13 protein-coding genes and 1 pseudogene are annotated in these 15,394 nt (G+C 72.0%); 9 read left to right on the plus strand and 5 right to left on the minus strand.

The window, feature by feature from the left end:
• A pseudogene (locus Dsi01nite_RS30760) lies at positions 1-284 on the minus strand (hypothetical protein); the annotation flags it as partial.
• A gap of 389 nt (positions 285-673) precedes the next feature.
• Between Dsi01nite_RS30760 and Dsi01nite_RS30765 the strand changes: the two are divergent.
• Positions 674-1,138: a hypothetical protein gene (locus Dsi01nite_RS30765; RefSeq protein ID WP_203849808.1), complete on the plus strand. Its 465-nt coding sequence runs from the start codon at positions 674-676 to the stop codon at positions 1,136-1,138.
• A 13-nt stretch (positions 1,139-1,151) separates the two neighbouring features.
• Here Dsi01nite_RS30765 and Dsi01nite_RS30770 read toward each other — a convergent pair whose 3' ends face one another.
• The 3 genes from Dsi01nite_RS30770 to Dsi01nite_RS30780 all read right to left on the minus strand — a co-directional run bounded on the left by Dsi01nite_RS30770 (position 1,152) and on the right by Dsi01nite_RS30780 (position 4,447).
• Positions 1,152-1,880: a hypothetical protein gene (locus tag Dsi01nite_RS30770; protein WP_203849809.1), complete on the minus strand. Its 729-nt coding sequence runs from the start codon at positions 1,878-1,880 to the stop codon at positions 1,152-1,154.
• Positions 1,881-1,948: 68 nt separating this feature from the next.
• On the minus strand, positions 1,949-2,509 hold the full coding sequence (locus Dsi01nite_RS30775; RefSeq protein ID WP_203849810.1) for a hypothetical protein: 561 nt from the start codon (positions 2,507-2,509) through the stop codon (positions 1,949-1,951).
• A 234-nt stretch (positions 2,510-2,743) separates the two neighbouring features.
• Positions 2,744-4,447, minus strand: a complete 1,704-nt coding sequence (locus tag Dsi01nite_RS30780) for an NPCBM/NEW2 domain-containing protein (protein ID WP_203849811.1) — start codon at positions 4,445-4,447, stop codon at positions 2,744-2,746.
• Between the two features lie 218 nt (positions 4,448-4,665).
• Here Dsi01nite_RS30780 and Dsi01nite_RS30785 point away from each other — a divergent pair, with 218 nt between their 5' ends.
• Genes Dsi01nite_RS30785 through Dsi01nite_RS30805 form a run of 5 tightly spaced genes read left to right on the plus strand, consistent with a single transcriptional unit; the run spans position 4,666 to position 10,520 of the window.
• On the plus strand, positions 4,666-5,889 hold the full coding sequence (locus Dsi01nite_RS30785; RefSeq protein WP_239136296.1) for a sensor histidine kinase: 1,224 nt from the start codon (positions 4,666-4,668) through the stop codon (positions 5,887-5,889).
• Complete coding sequence (locus Dsi01nite_RS30790) at positions 5,877-6,518, plus strand: response regulator transcription factor (protein ID WP_203849812.1); 642 nt, start codon at positions 5,877-5,879, stop codon at positions 6,516-6,518. Before Dsi01nite_RS30785 ends, Dsi01nite_RS30790 begins: the two co-directional genes overlap by 13 nt.
• Before the next feature lie 13 nt (positions 6,519-6,531).
• Positions 6,532-7,278 (plus strand): DUF4097 family beta strand repeat-containing protein, encoded by a 747-nt coding sequence (locus Dsi01nite_RS30795; protein ID WP_203849813.1) that lies wholly within the window; start codon positions 6,532-6,534, stop codon positions 7,276-7,278.
• A 12-nt stretch (positions 7,279-7,290) separates the two neighbouring features.
• Positions 7,291-8,040, plus strand: coding sequence for an ABC transporter ATP-binding protein (locus Dsi01nite_RS30800; protein ID WP_203849814.1), 750 nt, complete (start codon positions 7,291-7,293; stop codon positions 8,038-8,040).
• Complete coding sequence (locus Dsi01nite_RS30805; RefSeq protein ID WP_203849815.1) at positions 8,037-10,520, plus strand: ABC transporter permease; 2,484 nt, start codon at positions 8,037-8,039, stop codon at positions 10,518-10,520. The genes Dsi01nite_RS30800 and Dsi01nite_RS30805 overlap by 4 nt, the downstream gene beginning before the upstream one ends.
• A 24-nt stretch (positions 10,521-10,544) precedes the next feature.
• Here Dsi01nite_RS30805 and Dsi01nite_RS30810 read toward each other — a convergent pair whose 3' ends face one another.
• Complete coding sequence (locus Dsi01nite_RS30810) at positions 10,545-10,931, minus strand: DUF1398 family protein (protein ID WP_203849816.1); 387 nt, start codon at positions 10,929-10,931, stop codon at positions 10,545-10,547.
• A 258-nt stretch (positions 10,932-11,189) separates the two neighbouring features.
• Here Dsi01nite_RS30810 and Dsi01nite_RS30815 point away from each other — a divergent pair, with 258 nt between their 5' ends.
• The 3 genes from Dsi01nite_RS30815 to Dsi01nite_RS30825 all read left to right on the plus strand — a co-directional run.
• Positions 11,190-14,057 carry an AfsR/SARP family transcriptional regulator gene (locus Dsi01nite_RS30815; protein ID WP_203849817.1) on the plus strand — a complete coding sequence of 956 codons (2,868 nt, stop codon included), beginning with the start codon at positions 11,190-11,192 and terminating at the stop codon, positions 14,055-14,057.
• 156 nt (positions 14,058-14,213) lie between these two features.
• Positions 14,214-15,089 (plus strand): alpha/beta fold hydrolase, encoded by an 876-nt coding sequence (locus Dsi01nite_RS30820; protein ID WP_239136297.1) that lies wholly within the window; start codon positions 14,214-14,216, stop codon positions 15,087-15,089.
• Positions 15,086-15,394: alpha/beta fold hydrolase (locus tag Dsi01nite_RS30825; RefSeq protein ID WP_373318873.1), on the plus strand; the 309-nt coding region annotated here is incomplete at its 3' end. The genes Dsi01nite_RS30820 and Dsi01nite_RS30825, both read left to right, overlap by 4 nt.

The following is a 15,394-nucleotide window of genomic DNA, read 5'->3' on the forward strand; positions in this document are numbered from 1 at the left end:
CCCTGTGCGCTTCCACCCTGCGCACTCCCGCCCGGCGCACCTGGTTTCGCTGACGGGGCAGGCTTCGCTGCTGAGGTCCAGGCCGGGCCGCTCGGATGACCGCTGGCCGGCGCGGACGGTGTGCCTGCACCGGCCGGCGGCTCCGGACGGGCACTGGCCGTCGGCAGGTTCTTGCAGGCGCTCAGCCCGAACGCAGCCATCATCGCCACGGCGACGATGCCGACGCTGGTACGGCGGAGCGCCGGTTGATGCGGGACGTCCGGCGACGCGTCGTGCGGGTTCATTGTCGGGAATCCTCCCGGTCAGCGTCCGTCAGCCGGCGACCATCGCCCGAGGTTACGGCGTGCACGTCGATCGGTGTTCCGCTCGTACGATCCGCCTTCATGCCGTGCGGAAACGCGGACTGCGAACGCAGGAAATGGCACGCCAGTCCGGATCCAGTATCGGTTCCTGTGCGCCTTCCGCGACGTTCCGCAACCGTTCTGCACCGCAGCATGGCACGGTCCAGCGCGTGGCCGGAACCCTGGGCAGGCGCCCCACCGCAACATTCACGACCGCTCCATCCGTCGGTCACGAGCCCGACAACGGCGGAGACGTGAAGGTTTCGTGGCGATGTTGCGCGGTGCCTCCCGAGGGTCAACCCGAACGCCGCCAGCGTGGCACAGTGCGGGCCATGAGCGACAACGGCCACTCGCGATCGGCATCGTGGTGGCCCGTGTGGGCCATATCGCGGGGACTGGCCATCGGCGTCTCGAGCGCAACGATCACCGCAGCCGTTGTCGTCGCCATTGCGAAGTTCACGCCGGTCGACGACTCGCCGTGCGACAGCGACCTCGCGTGCCTGCCGGACGTCCGACCCGTGATCTATGCCCTCACCTGCATGCCCCTGGTGATCGCGATCGTGGGACCGCTGATCGCTCGCCTTGTCGGTGCGTCCCGGCCCTTGTGGTTCGCCGTCCCCGCCGCGTGGGTGGTGGTCCTGGCCTGCATCGGGCTGGGCCCCGCCGACGGCCAGGACCAGTGGCCGTTCAACGACCCGTTCAGCAGCATTGCGATCCTGCTGGCCCCGTACATCGCGATCGCGCTACGGACCTCACGGCCGGCGCACGCCGACGAAGTCATCCGCTCCGGCAGTTGAACAACGGCGACGGTCACAGGCCGAGGGAAGCCTGGACCGCGTCGATGTCGTCCAGCAACTCCTCCCAGCACTCGAAGCCCCGATCGACGCAGTCCAGATCGACGCCGGATGCGCGTTGCCGTTCGCGGAGCAGCGGCGCGGGTATGTCATCCGAGAACGCGAACGGGTCGATGTCGGGAAATCGGCGCCACAGGTCGTCGAACGTCTCGCGGGCGGTGGGGTCACCGACGAGCAGGAACCTGGTGACGTCGGAGTAGTAGACCACCCCGGCTGCGATGCCCTTGGTCCATTCGGTGAGCAGTGCGGTCAGGCTGGGAGCGGCCCGAACCGGGTCCCAGGCGTCAGGACCGCCCAGGTAGCGCCAGATCTCGCCCTCGTGGGTGCCTTCGAGCACGAACGTGTACACGTGTGTGGAGAAGAAGAACAGTGGGATCTGGTGCCGCCAGTGAAACGGGGTGCCGATCGACGCGGACAACAGGTCGAGCGACGCGCGTGCGGTCTGCCGGGTCGGCCACGGCTCCAGCATGCCGCCGCCGGGGAACAGCATGCCGCGGTCCCATCCCTGCGACAGCAGCCAGGTCAGCTGTTCCGGGACATGGTCGACGTCGAAGAGGCGGTGGACCAGATCCAGGTCCGGCAGCGGCACGCCCTGCCCGTCGGCGCGTTCCGGCCAGGCGACACCCGCCGCCGTGGCCGCCAACCGGTACCTGTGGGCGGCATCCTGCAGCACACTCAGATCCACAGCTGCACGGTAGCGACCCCCCGTGTTCGCTGCTGCCCGCCGCTGGCGAATGGCGGCACGGCACCGTTTCACACGGGCGTACCGAAGATCACGTAGGTGTAGTAGGCGAGCAGGATGCCCGTTTGAACAATGCCGTAGGCGCTGGTCGAGATTGCCGCGATGGCGAGGCCGAGACCTCCCGATCGGCCCTGACCGGCCCACCGCGTGGCGGCGATGCCGAGGACCAGTCCGAATGCGGCCAACGGCAGACTCACGTATGGCAGCACGCATATCACCGTCGAGAGAATACCGGCGACGAGTGCACCCATCGCCAGTCCGCTGCCCGCTCTGACGGCGCCCGGGGGCACCATTCGACGGCCCAAACTGCGGTCCCGCAGGATCATGGCCATTATCGAGATCGTAGCGACGAGAATTGCGAGTCCGACCGAACAGCCCATGACGATCGCCCAGAGTCGTTGATATTCCTCCGGCGTGAGGTTTTCGGCGACAATGTCGTCCTGGAGCGGGTTCGACGCGTCGGGGCGTTTCGGGTGCGGGTAGCCGATCTGGCCCAGTTCCTGAGTGCCGGTCGCCAGCCAGGAGCACACGCAACCACCGCACACCACCAGCAACCCGAGCACGATGAGCACCCATCCGAGTGGCGACGGTTCCGGTGACCGGATGGACGCTATCTGTCGGCCGTGGGCGTCGTAACCACGCCCGACCTCCGTGGTGAACGGGTCCCAGTCCGCCATCGCCATCGCCCGCCTTCAGGTCCGGATCCGTGGCTCCCGCTCTGCTTAGCAGTCGCCCGAGGAACCGAACCATCCAGTGAACGGCGGGACACGAACAGCCGATCAATCAATCGGCAATTCTCCGACCGGTCACTGGGAGCAGACGAGTTTCGCGTCGGCCCAGACGGCGCTGACGGATCCCTGGTCGTCCTCCACGATCAGGTCGAGGCGGGTCGCGCCGGTGATGTCGACGGCGACGTCGCTGGTCTGGCCGGGCTCCAGCGGCCCGATCATGGCGATGCTCGTGTCGTCGGCGATGATCTGGAACGTGGCGGTGCCGCCGTCGCCGGTTGGGTCGATGCCGACGATCGCGGTGAAGCGCAGGCATCCCGGCCGCGGGTAGAGCCGGACCGCGCTGGGGGTGCTGACTCCGAGACCGTGGTCGTAGGAGACACCGGCCAGGACGATCGGGTCGCCGTCGTCGGGGTCCGCGGTGCCGTTGGTGCGGTCCCGCTCGATCGGGCCGAGTCCGTTGCGCAGGGCGGTGTAGGGCAGGTCGCTGACGAAGTCCTCCTGCTCGTGGACCGGCTGCCGGTCGCTGTCGCCGGAGTGCCCGGAGCTGCCGGAGGTGCTGTCGCCGGTCCAGCCGCCGGTGACGACGACGACCGCGACCGCGGTGACACCGAACAGGGCGAGGGTCCGCCGGGCCCACTGATCGGGCCGTCCTGCGCCGGCCGGTTTCAGCAACGCCGGCGATGGGCCGGCGTCGACTGGCTTCTTCAGCGCCGGCGGCACGATGCTGGGCCGCCGCCGGGCGGCGAGGTCCTCGACCCAGCCCAGCGCCAGCACCGGCACGCAGGTCGCGGCGGCGACGACGCCGGTGGTCAGGGCCCGGCGGGTCCAGTCGCCGAAGTTCGCGCCGTCCAGCAGGTGCTGCGCCAGCCCGAGCATCGGGAAGTGCCAGAGGTAGACGGTGACCGCCCGGGCGTTGATCACGGCGACGGCCCGGTCGAGCCGGCTCCCGGGCCGCAGCCAGTGCAGCGGCTGGTCGCAGCGCAGCACCGTGGCGACGAACGCGGTGGACCACCAGGCGTTGGCGACGGGGTGATGGTTGAGGTCGAAGTCGGCGCGCCCGCCGCCGTGGCGGAACAGCCAGACCGTCGCGGCGCCGGCCAGGATCAGCACGCCGGCGGCGAAGACCGGCCCCGGGATGCGGTGCAGCAGCCGGTCGCGGTGGGCGTAACCGACGATCCAGCAGGCGAAGTACGTGGACAGGTCCCGCGCCAGCGACTCGAACGAACCACCGACGGTGATCAGCTCGAAGTGCAGTATGACCGGCGCGGCCAGCGCGACGAGCAGCGTCGGGACCGGCCAGCCACGGAAGATTCGCAGGGTCACCGGAGCCAGCACGACGAACCACAGGTACGCGACGAGATACCACAGCACGGCGGTGACCATCCAGCCCCACTCCGCACCCCCGGGCGGTGGCCATTCGACCGGCACGATCCACCACAGCAGGTCGATGCGTTCGCGTGGCTCGTCGAGGAACGGTCCCCAGCCGTCGCGGAACGTCAACGGCAGCATGATGGCCCCGTACGCCCACAGCGGTGGTAGCAGTCTGCGCAGCCGTCCCCGCACGACCCGCGACGGCGACCGGTCCAGCGACCGCGCGGTCAGCGAACCCGCGAGGGCGAACATCAGGCCCATCGCCGGGAACAGCAGGGTCAACCAGGCCAGGCCGCTGCCGTGGTACACCACGATCCGCAGCACCGCGGCGGCCCGCCACACGTCGATGTAGCGCTCCCGCGGCCGGGCCGTTGTCGGCGCCGCCGCCGCTTGCTCGGTGGTCCTCACTGGACCGCGGCCGACGCGAAGTTGTGGGCCGGCAAGGTGCGGTGCTCGTCCATCAAGTGGCCTCGATATGGTTCGGGGGCGTGACGCCGACTGACACAACTCCCCCGAATACCGCCCATAACCCTACCGGAGAAGACTGACGGGGTGGCACCAGGTACAGGTCGCAACCTGGTGCTGATGTCCTGGTGGGCCGGTCGCGGCTTCTCTACGGTCGAACCGTGATCTTCTCAACCGGCCTGCGGCGCCTGACCGGCAGCCACGCGCCCTGGTCCCGCGCCACCTGGCGGGTCACCAGGCACGTGCTGGTCGGCGGCGTGGTGGGCGTGGTCACCGGGTCGGTCGTGGTGACCCTGGTGGTCCTCACCGCGGTGCTGTCGGTCACGGTGGTGTTCGCGCTGGGCACCGCGCTGACGCTGCTGTCCTGCGTGCATGGCTTCGCCGCGCTGCAACGCTCCCGGTTCGCCGCGTTGCTGGACGAGCACATCCCGGCGCCGACGGTGCCGCCGCAGGACAGCTGGGCCCGGCGGCTGGCCGCCGACGTCAGCTCGGAGACCACGTGGCGGCAGCTGTCGTATCACCTGTTCGCGCTGACCGTCGGCGGCGCCGGTGCCGCGCTGGTCGCGCTGGCCTGGGCCGTGGGGGCGCTGCTGCTGGCGATGCCGCTGCTGGGCCGGGTCGGTTCGGAGCCGGCGATCGGGGTGGTGCTGCTGTTCGCGGCGCCCTGGCTGGCCCGGGGCGTGGCGGCGGCCGACCTGGTCGCCGCCCGCGCCCTGCTCGGCCCGGACGTGCGGGCCGAGCTCGCCCTGCGGGTCGCCGCCGTGGAGCGCAGCCGGGCGGACCTGATGGCGGCGGCCGACGCGGAGCGCCGCCGGATCGAGCGGGACCTGCACGACGGCATGCAGCAGCGTCTCGTCTCGCTGGCCATGAACCTGGGCATCGCCCGCGCCGGCGGCGACGGCCTGCCGGAGCCGCTGCGGGAGGCGATCGTCCGTGCGCACGACGACGCGAAACAGGCGCTGACGGAGCTGCGGCACATCGTGCGCGGCCTGTTCCCGGCGGTCCTGGACGACCGTGGTCTGGACGCGGCGCTGTCCGGGATCGTGGCCGGTTCGCCGGTGCCCACCCGGCTGCACGCCGACCTGCCCCGGCGGCCGCCGGTCGCGGTCGAGGCGGTGGCGTACTTCGTGGTCGCCGAGTCGCTCGCGAACGTGGCCAAGCACGCGTCCGCGACCCGGGCCGGCGTGGACGTGCGACTGGTACCCGAGCGGCCGGAGCTACGGATCGTGATCACCGACGACGGCGTCGGCGGGGCCCGGCCCGAGCGGGGCACCGGCCTGCGGGGTCTCGCCCAACGGGTCTCCTCGGTCGATGGAACCCTGACCGTGGACAGCCCCGAAGGCGGGCCGACGACGATTGTGGTGGTGCTGCCGTGCGTGTGGTGATCGCAGAGGATTCCGTCCTGCTCCGCGAGGGACTGGTGCGGTTGCTGGAGTCCGCCGGCGAGCAGGTGGTGGCCGCGGTCGCCGACGCCGAGGCGCTGATCGACGCCGTCGCCGCCGAGCCGCCGGACATCGCGGTGATCGACGTGCGGATGCCGCCGGGCTTCACCGACGAGGGGCTGCGCGCCGCGCTCACCATCCGCCGGCGGTGGCCGGAGGTCGGGGTGCTGGTGCTCTCCCAGTACGTCGAGGAGCGGTACGCCGCCGACCTGCTGTCCGGTCCGGTCAACCGGGTCGGGTACCTGCTCAAGGACCGGGTCGCCGACGTGGCCGAGTTCGTCGACGCGCTGCGCCGGGTCGCCGCGGGCGGTGCGGTCCTCGACCCCGAAGTCGTCGCCCAGCTGCTGGTGCGCCACCGGGCCCGCCCCCTCGAACGGCTCACCGGCCGGGAGACCGAGGTGCTGTCGCTGATGGCACAGGGCCGGTCCAACGCCGGCGTCGCGGCCGGGCTGGGGATCAGCCTGAGCGCGGTGGCCAAGCACGTGAACAGCATCTTCACCAAGCTCAACCTCGCGGCGGTCGACAACGACCACCGTCGCGTCCTGGCCGTCCTGCAGTTCCTCCGATCCTGACTAGGAGCGCATCGTGAGCACCGCCTGGCGGATCGTGGGCGCCGTGGCATCGGTCGCCGTCCTGCTGGTCGCGGGCGTGGTGGCCTGGACCTTCCTCGCCCCCGCGCACACCGGCGACCGGCACTTCGAGCACCGGGGCACGCCGGCCCGGGTGACCGTCCAGACCGGCGACGGCACGGTCACCGTGCTGCCCGGCCCCGACGGCCAGGTGACGGTGGACAGCCACCTCGCCTGGTCCTCCCTCCGCGGGCCGACGGCGGCCGTCACGGTTCAGGGCGGCACCTTGAAGGTGGTCGGCACCTGCCACGGCCGGTGCGCCGTCGACTTCGTGCTGCGCGTGCCGGCCGCGATGACCGTCGAGGTGCGCACCGACGGCGGCGACGTCCGGGCCGCCGACCTCACCGGCGTGGTCACGCTGCGCAGCGCCGCTGGCGACGTGACCGCGGACAACCTCGGCGGCACCCTGTCGCTGACCTCCGACGCGGGCAGCGTGCACGGCTCCGGCCTGCGATGCCCCACCGTGCAGGCCCGGGTCGACTCCGGCGACCTCAACCTCAGCTTCGCCGCCGTGCCGGACACGGTCACCGCGGCCGCCGACGCCGGCGACATCGACCTCGCGCTCCCCCGCGGCTCGTACCGGGTGCACACGCAGGTCGACAACGGCAGCCCGGACGTGGCGGTCACCGACGACCCCGCCGCGACCTCGACCGTGAACGCGCGGACCGGCGCCGGATCGGTCCACATCCGCTACACCGACTGACGGGGGAACCTCATGAACGACGCCGTACGCCTGGAAGCACTCAGCAGGACCTACGGCGCGGGCGACCGTGCCGTCACGGCCCTGCGCGAGGTGAGCCTGTCGTTTCCGACCGGCACCTTCACCGCCGTCATGGGCCCGTCCGGCTCGGGCAAGTCGACGCTGCTGCAGTGCGCCGCCGGCCTGGACGCGCCCACCTCGGGCCGGGTGCTGATCGACGGCACCGACCTGAGCGGCCTCAGCGAGGACCAGCTGACCCTGCTGCGCCGCGACCGGGTCGGCTTCGTGTTCCAGGCGTTCAACCTGATGCCGTCGCTGACCGCCGAGCAGAACGTGGCGCTGCCGCTGCGCTTGGCCGGCCGCAGACCCGACCCGGCGGTGGTGCGCCGCGCCCTGGCCGAGGTGGGCCTGGACGGGCGGGCCCGGCACCGGCCGCCGGAGCTGTCCGGCGGCCAGCAGCAGCGGGTCGCGGTCGCCAGGGCCCTGGTGACCCGGCCGGCGGTGCTGTTCGCCGACGAGCCGACCGGCGCGCTGGACACCGCCACCAGCCACGACCTGCTGCGGATGCTGCGGTCCCTGGTCGACCGGGGCGCCGGCGGCGCTGGTGGGCTGGCCACGATCGTGATGGTCACCCACGATCCGGTGGTCGCGGCGTACGCGCACCGGGTCGTGTTCCTCGCCGACGGCCGCCTGGTCGGCGAGCTGAGCGACCCCACCCCGGCCGCGGTCGCGGCCCGGCTCACCGGCATCGCGGTGGCGGCATGATCGCGGTGGCGGTGCAGACGCTGCGGATGCGGTGGGTGTCGTTCCTCGGCACCGTCGTCGCCCTGGTCCTCGGCGTCGCGCAGGTGGCCGCGATGGGGCTGCTGCTCGGCGCGATGCTGCACCTGCCGGACCGGCCCGCCGAACGGTTCGCCCAGGCGCCCGCCGTGGTCCACCCCGACGACCCGGACTGGGACCCGGCCCGGCACGACCTCGGCGTCCGGTCCCGCGCCGCCGCCGTGGGCGTCACCCCGGAGCTCCTGGCGAAGGTCTCCGCCACCGGCCCCGTCGTCGCCGACCGCGCCTTCTACGCCCAGGTGTCCGGCGGCCCGGCGGACCAGGTCGGGCACGCCTGGTCGGTGGCGCGTTTCGGCGGGTACCACCTGACCGCCGGGCACGAACCGGCCGGCGACCGCGACATCGTCGTCACCGGCCCGGCTTCGCTCGGCACGCGGGTCACGGTGTTCACCGCGACCGAGATCGGCACGTACACGGTCGCCGGGGTCGCGACCTCGACCGGCTACGAGCACGCGGTGTTCTTTACCGACGCCGAGGCGGCCCGGCTGTCGCCGCGGATCAACGCGCTGGTCGCACTGGGTCCCGTCGAGGCGGTGCGGGCCGCCGTGGCCGGCACGGACGCCACCGTCCTCACCGGTCAGGCCCGCCACCACGCCGACGCCAGCGAGGCCCGCGACCGCAGGGCGCTCGACGACACGGTGACCCTGCTGCCGATCATGGCCAGCGTGGCCGGCACGACCGCGATCTTCGTGGTCGCCTCCACGTTCGCCTTCGCGGTGGTGCAACGGCGGCGTGAGGTGGCGCTGCTGCGGGCGGTCGGCACCACGCCCCGCCAGGTGCGGCGGATGGTGCTGACCGAGGCCGCGCTGGTCGGCACGCTCGGCTCCGCGGCCGGCGTGGTGCTCGGCCTCGGCGGGGCGCGGCTGCTCACCCGCTGGCTGATCGGCCTCGGGATCTCCCCGCCATGGTTCGACGTCCGGCCGGCGCTCACGCCCGCGGTGCTGGTGCCCCTGGCGATCGCGTTGCTGACGGGCGTCATCGTCTCCCTCGGCGGCGCGGCCACCGCGGCGTGGCGGGCCGGCCGGGTCCGCCCGATCGAGGCGCTGCGCGAAGCCGCGGTCGACGACTCCGGCATGACCCCGGGCCGCTGGCTGCTCGGCGGCGCCGGCCTGCTGACCGGGCTGGGCCTGGTCGGCTGGACCGCGTTCGGCGCACCCGGCACGGTGCTCGTCCCCAACAGCTACGTGCCGACGCTGCTCGCCCCGGTGCTCGCCACGGCCCTGCTCGCCCCGGTCGCCGTCGGCCCGCTGACCCGCCTGCTGACCTGGCCCTTCACCCGCACCAGGGGCGCGACGGCCGTCCTGGTGCGGGCCGGCGCGCTCAACGCCCGGCGGCGCACCGCGGCCACCGCCGCGCCGATCCTGCTCACCGTGGGCCTGTCACTGTCCGTCCTCGGCGCCGCCGACTCCGTCAACGAGGCCCGCGACCAGGGCCTGCGCAACCAGACCAGCGCCGAATACGTGCTCACGCCCGACGGCACGCCCGGCCTCAGCCAGGCCGCGATCGCCAAGGTCGCGGCGGTGCCGGGGGTCCGCGTCGTGGCGCCGATCCTCACCACCGTCTACACCCGCGACGAGGAGTTTCTGGAGGAGAACGACGCCCTGGTCGTCGACCCTTCGTCGCTGTCGGACGTGTACCGGCTCGACGTCACCGCGGGCTCCCTCACCGGCCTCGACGACCGGACCGTCGTCGTGCCGGACGGGTGGCACCTCGACCTCGGCTCGCGGATGGACGTGCTGCTGGCCGACGGGACCACCGCCGAGCTCACCGTCGCCGCGGTCTACCACGCGCGGCGCGGCGAGGACGTCGCGTATCTGCCGTCCCGGTTCGCCGGCACCGCGCAGTTCGCCCGCGACGGCCTGGCCCGGCGCGCCTACCTCAGCTTCGCCCCCGGCACCGACCACACGGCCGCCGTCGAGGCGGTGCGCAGTGCCGTGGCCGGGACCGGCGCGACGGTGCGGACCGGCGCCGAGCTGACCGCCTCGGAGCGCGCGTTCTCCCGGCACCTGACCGCGGTCCGGCAGAAGTCCGTCGCCGGCATCGTCGTGCTGTTCTGCTGCATCGCGATCGTCAACACCCTGCTCATGGCAACCGCCGAGCGCCGTCGCGACCTGGCTCTCCTGCGCCGCGGCGGAGCCACCCGCCGGCAGGTCCTGACCGTGTTCGCGGCCGAGTCCGCGCTGGTGGTCGGCATCGGCGTGATCCTGGCGGTGCTCGCCTCGGCGCTGAACCTGGGCGGGTTGTGGATCGCCCTGATCCGGCTGTTCGGCCCCACTCCCCTGGTGGTGCCCTACCCGACCATCCTCACCGTCACGGCCGTGGCCGCCGTGCTGGCCCTGCTCAGCACGGTCCTGCCGGCCGCCGCGGCACTCCGCCGCGGCGCCGGCTCCGTGGACCGCCTCTGACCGGGCCTGGCCGGCGCGCGCCGCCTAATCGACGTTTTCGCCCAGCAATACCGTTCCGGCGCTGTCGAAATACGTGATGGTCAACCGTTGCGTGTCAAACGTCCACTTCTCAACGCCGTGGTCGGCCATCGCTTTCGACATTTCCACGTAGCCGACGCCGCCCTGCTCGACCCGCTGCATGTACTGGAGGAACTGCTCCTTGTCGCAGGTCTCGGCGATGGCGAACGTCTCGTGGAACGCCGGGCCGACCAGCCGCTGCCCGTCCGCACCGAAGTATTCGGAGTGCCCGTCGGTCACATACGAGTCATACGTCTCGACACCGATGTCCCGCAGCGCCCGCAGATAGCCGCCCAACGTCTGCCTGCTGCCCAGGCGGTCGTGTATGTCAGTGATCTGCTCAAGCGTGAACACCGCGACAGTCTAGAGGACCGGCACATCGAAGGCCGGGCATCGATCGTCGGGGGCGAGGCGATCGCCGCTTCCGACAGCTGAAGCGGCGCCCGGGTCGTTCTGCCTGAATGGGTGGTCGAAACGAGCCCTTTGCGCCAGTACCTTGGTCGCCCGGCTTGATGATCTACTGCAGGTGGGCACTCGAAGACGCATGCCCGTGTCGGTGCGACACTGTTCGGCGGCGGGCCGGGCCCTCGCGGTAGGGCCGCTCGCGTCGATGTGTCGTGCGGGGGTGGGCGCTCTGGGCGGGATTTCGAAGGTGCGAAGGTGAGCGGGCAGGTTCGTCTGACGGTGCTCGGACCGGTTCGGGGATGGCGGGACGAGGCGGAGATCGCGCTGCGTCCGCCACAGGCGCGAGCGGTATTGGCGCTGCTGTTGAGCCGGGTGGGTCGGCCGGTGAGCCTGGCAGACATCGTGGACGTCGTCTGGGGCCCGTCAGCGCCGGACGCGGCGGCGAACGCGGTGCACGTGCACGTGCGGACGCTGCGCCGGCTGTTGGAGCCCGGCCTGCCGGCGCGGGACAGCGGTCACTGGCTGGTGCAGGGCAGCGGCGGGTACCAGATCAACGGCTTGCAGGGGCGGGTTGACCTGCTTGAGTTCCGTCGGTTGGCCGGCGAGGCGCGGTCCTCGACGAGTGCCGTGTCCGCGGTGGCGGCCTATCGAGAGGCGCTGCACCTGTGGACGGGGCCGATCGCGGGCAACGTCGACGCGGCGGTGCGTTCACACGCGGTGTTCCGGGAGCTTGAGCGGGAGTGTCTCGAGGTGGCCCGCGGTGCGGCCGAGGCGGCGCTGTCCGCTGGGATGGCGTCGGAGCTGCTCGGCGCCATCCACACGATCGCCGAGCGTGACGTGCTTGACGAGTCGGTGCAGGCGAGGTTGATGCTGCTGCTGGCGGCGGCGGGCCGGCAGTCACAGGCGCTGGAACGGTTCGAGTTGGTGCGCCGGACGCTGGCCGACGAGCTCGGGGTCGACCCGGGTGAGGAGTTGGCGGCGGCCCATCGTCAGGTGCTCCAGCCGGCGGCCGTCGTGCCGCTCGCGCCGGCGGCATCAGCGGTCCGACCGGCGCAGTTGCCGGCCGACCTGCCGTCGTTCACCGGCCGGGTCGCCGAGCTGGCGGCGTCGACGGCGGTGAAGCCCGACGGTGGTGCGGTGCGGCCGCTCATCACGGTGGTCGGGATGGCCGGGGTGGGCAAGACCGCGCTGGCGGTGCACCTGGCTCATGAGGTCGCGGACCGTTATCCCGATGGCCAGCTGTTCGTCAACCTGCGCGGTTTCGACCCCGACAATGCGGTGGTCGATCCGTCGGATGCGTTGCGCGGCTTCCTCGAGGCGTTCGGGGTCACCGCGGCGGAGGTGCCGCGGACGTTGGACGGCGTGGTCGCGCTGTATCGCAGCCTGCTCGCCGAGCGGCGCGTCCTCGTGGTCATCGACAATGCGCGCGACGCCGAGCATGCCCGGCTGCTGCTGCCCGGCAGCCGCAGCTGCCTGACCGTCGTGACGAGCCGGACCATGCTGTCCGGTCTGGTCGTGACGAACGGCGCTCATCCGTTGCCGCTGCAGACGCTGTCCGATGAGGACGCCCTTGAGCTGTTGGCGGACCGCATCGGCCGTGAGCGCGTCGACGCCGAGCCGGTGGCGACCGCGGCGGTCATTCGTCACTGCGGCGGCCTGCCCCTCGCGTTGGCCGTGGTGGCGGCGCGGGCGGCGACCGACCCGACCCTCGGTCTGCGGGCCGTCGTCACCGAGCTCGCCGCGACCGACGATGGACTTGACGGCTTCGTCGGGGCCGAGGCGTTGACCGACGTCCGTGCGGTGTTCTCCTGGTCGTATCACGCCCTCGGCGATGCGGCCGCGCGACTGTTCCGGCTGCTCGGCGCGGCTCGGATCGGGCCGGACATCGGCGTTGCGGCGGCGGCGAGCCTCGCCGGTGTGCCGATCCGCCAGGTGCGGCCGCTGCTGGGCGAGCTGCTGCAGGCGAATCTGGTCAGCCGGTCGGCGCCGGACCGATACGTCGTGCACGACCTGCTCGCGGTGTTCGCCGCCGAGCTGGCTGCCGAGGGCCCCGACGGTGAACGTCAGGCTGCCCTGCACCGGCTGCTCGAGTACTACCGTCTCACCGCGCTCGGTGCCGAGCGCCGCTACTACCCCAACCGCAATTCGATCGAGGTCGACCGGCAACCTCCACCGGTCGAAGGCCCTGCCGACCGCGACACGGCCGGCGCGTGGTTCACCGCCGAACGACTCACGCTGCTTGCCGCCGTTCGCGAAGCGACGGTGCTCGGCCTCGCCGATCACGCCTGCCACATGGCGTGGAGCATCTCCCCGTTTCTGCACCGGTTGGGTCACTGGGACGACATGCGCACTGTGCTGGAGGACGCGTTGACGGCGAGCGCGGATGTCGCAGGCACGGACATCCGCGCACAGATCTCCACCGAGCTCGGTCTCGTCCTGACCGAGCTGGGCCTGCACGAAGACGCCGAGACGCACCTCGTGAATGCCCGCGCGCTGTTCGGCTCGCTCGGCGACGGAATCGGGCAGGCGCGCATCTCGTGGCATCTGTCGTACCTCTGTGCCCAGCGTGACAACTTCGCCGAGGCGCTCGTGCACGCGACCGACGCGTTGGCCCATGCCAGCGCTGCCGGACACAAGGCCACCGTAGCCACGTCACTCAACCATGTGGCCTGGATCCACGTCCTGAACGGCGATCCTGCGCTGGCCATCGACCACGCCGAGCGAGCACTGGCGCTCTACCGCGAGCTCGGCCAGGAAGAGGGCATCGCCTCTACCTCGGACACTCTGGGTCACGCACACCACAAGCTCGGTGACTTCACGCGCGCCAACGAGTACTACCTGGTCGCGTTACAGATACGTCGCAACCAGGGTGTCCGGCTCGAAGAGGCCAACGTCCTGCACCGCCTCGGCGACAACCACCACGCCGCGGGCGCCTCCGCCGAAGCGCGTGAGCATTGGCGACAGGCCCTCACGATCATGGAGCTGACCGGTAACCCGGACGCCGAGCAGCTGCGCCGCAAGCTCGCCGCGATCGATCCCGGCCACTCGGACCACGTCACCGTGCACCGACGCTGACCCGGCCTCCCGCCTCCGGCCGTTGCGCTGGCCGGACGGCGAGCGGACGCCGTTCAGTTTTCGTTCAGAGCTTCCCATCCGCCGGCTCCATACCGTCATGCCACACCGCAGCCCGCGACACCCGTCCCGGGCGCGTGACGGAACGGGAGACCCACGTTGCAGACATCATCTCGTGGCGGCACGCACCGCCGCCGCACCGTGCTGACCGGCGCCCTCGGCGCCGCCACGCTCACCTTCGCGCCCTCAGTGTTCACACCCACCGCCGCGTCGGCCGCCCCATCGGCCGCTCCGTCGTCGAGCACGCCGGCACGTCCGACCGTCGTGCTCGTGCACGGCGCGTTCGCCGACGCGTCCGGCTGGAACGACGTCATCGCCCGGCTGACCCGCGACGGCTACCCGGTCCTCGCACCGGCCAACCCGCTACGCGGTGTCGCCGGCGACTCGGCCTACCTGGCCAGCATCCTGGCCACGATCACCGGCCCGATCGTGCTGGTCGGGCACTCCTACGGCGGCGTCGTCATCACCAACGCCGCCACGGACAACGCCAACGTGAAGGCCCTCGTCTACATCGCCGCGTTCGCACCGGACGCCGGCGACACCGTGGAGGGGCTGCAGACGAAGTTCCCCGGCACCAAGCTCGGCGAGCCCCAGCTGGACATCCGGCCCTATCCGCTGCCGGACGGCACGTACAGCGCCGACGGTTACGTCAAGGCCGACGTGTTCCGCGACATCTTCGCCGGCGACCTGCCCCGCGCCACCACCGCGATCATGGCCGCCACGCAGCGCCCCGGCGACGTGCACACCCTGCGGGAGACCTCCGGCGCGCCGGCGTGGAAGCAGATCCCCTCGTGGTACCTCGTCGCCCGCGACGACAACCTCATTCCCGCCGCCGCGCAGCGGTTCATGGCGCAGCGGGCCGGATCCCGCGTCGTGGAGGCCCGTTCGTCGCACGTGGCCATGATGTCGCAGCCGCGGCTGGCCGCCGAGCTCATCGCGCTCGCCGCCCGGGCGTCCGCCGGCCAGCGCTCCTGAGCGACGCCCGAATCCTCCTCCGAAAGGACACCGTCATGCCCTCCGTCACCACCGCCGACGACACACAGATCTTCTACAAGGACTGGGGTGCCGGCCGCCCGGTCGTGCTGTCCCACGGCTGGCCGCTCAACGCCGACAGCTGGGAGGCCCAGCAGCTGTTCCTCGCGAACAACGGTTACCGGGCCATCGCGCACGACCGGCGCGGGCACGGCCGGTCCACCCAGACGTGGACCGGGAACGAGATGGACACCTACGCCGACGACCTCGCCGCGCTGATCGAGCACCTCGACCTGCGCGACGTCACG

The sequence above is a fragment of the Dactylosporangium siamense genome, assembly GCF_016862795.1.
Taxonomy (GTDB): Bacteria; Actinomycetota; Actinomycetes; order Mycobacteriales; family Micromonosporaceae; genus Dactylosporangium; species Dactylosporangium siamense.

Bases quoted from the DNA above. Each gene is read 5' to 3' on its own strand.
- Dsi01nite_RS30765 (WP_203849808.1), top strand. From the start codon at position 674: ATGAGCGACAACGGCCACTCGCGATCGGCATCGTGGTGGCCCGTGTGG.
- Dsi01nite_RS30800 (WP_203849814.1), top strand. From the start codon at position 7,291: ATGAACGACGCCGTACGCCTGGAAGCACTCAGCAGGACCTACGGCGCG.
- Dsi01nite_RS30805 (WP_203849815.1), top strand. From the start codon at position 8,037: ATGATCGCGGTGGCGGTGCAGACGCTGCGGATGCGGTGGGTGTCGTTC.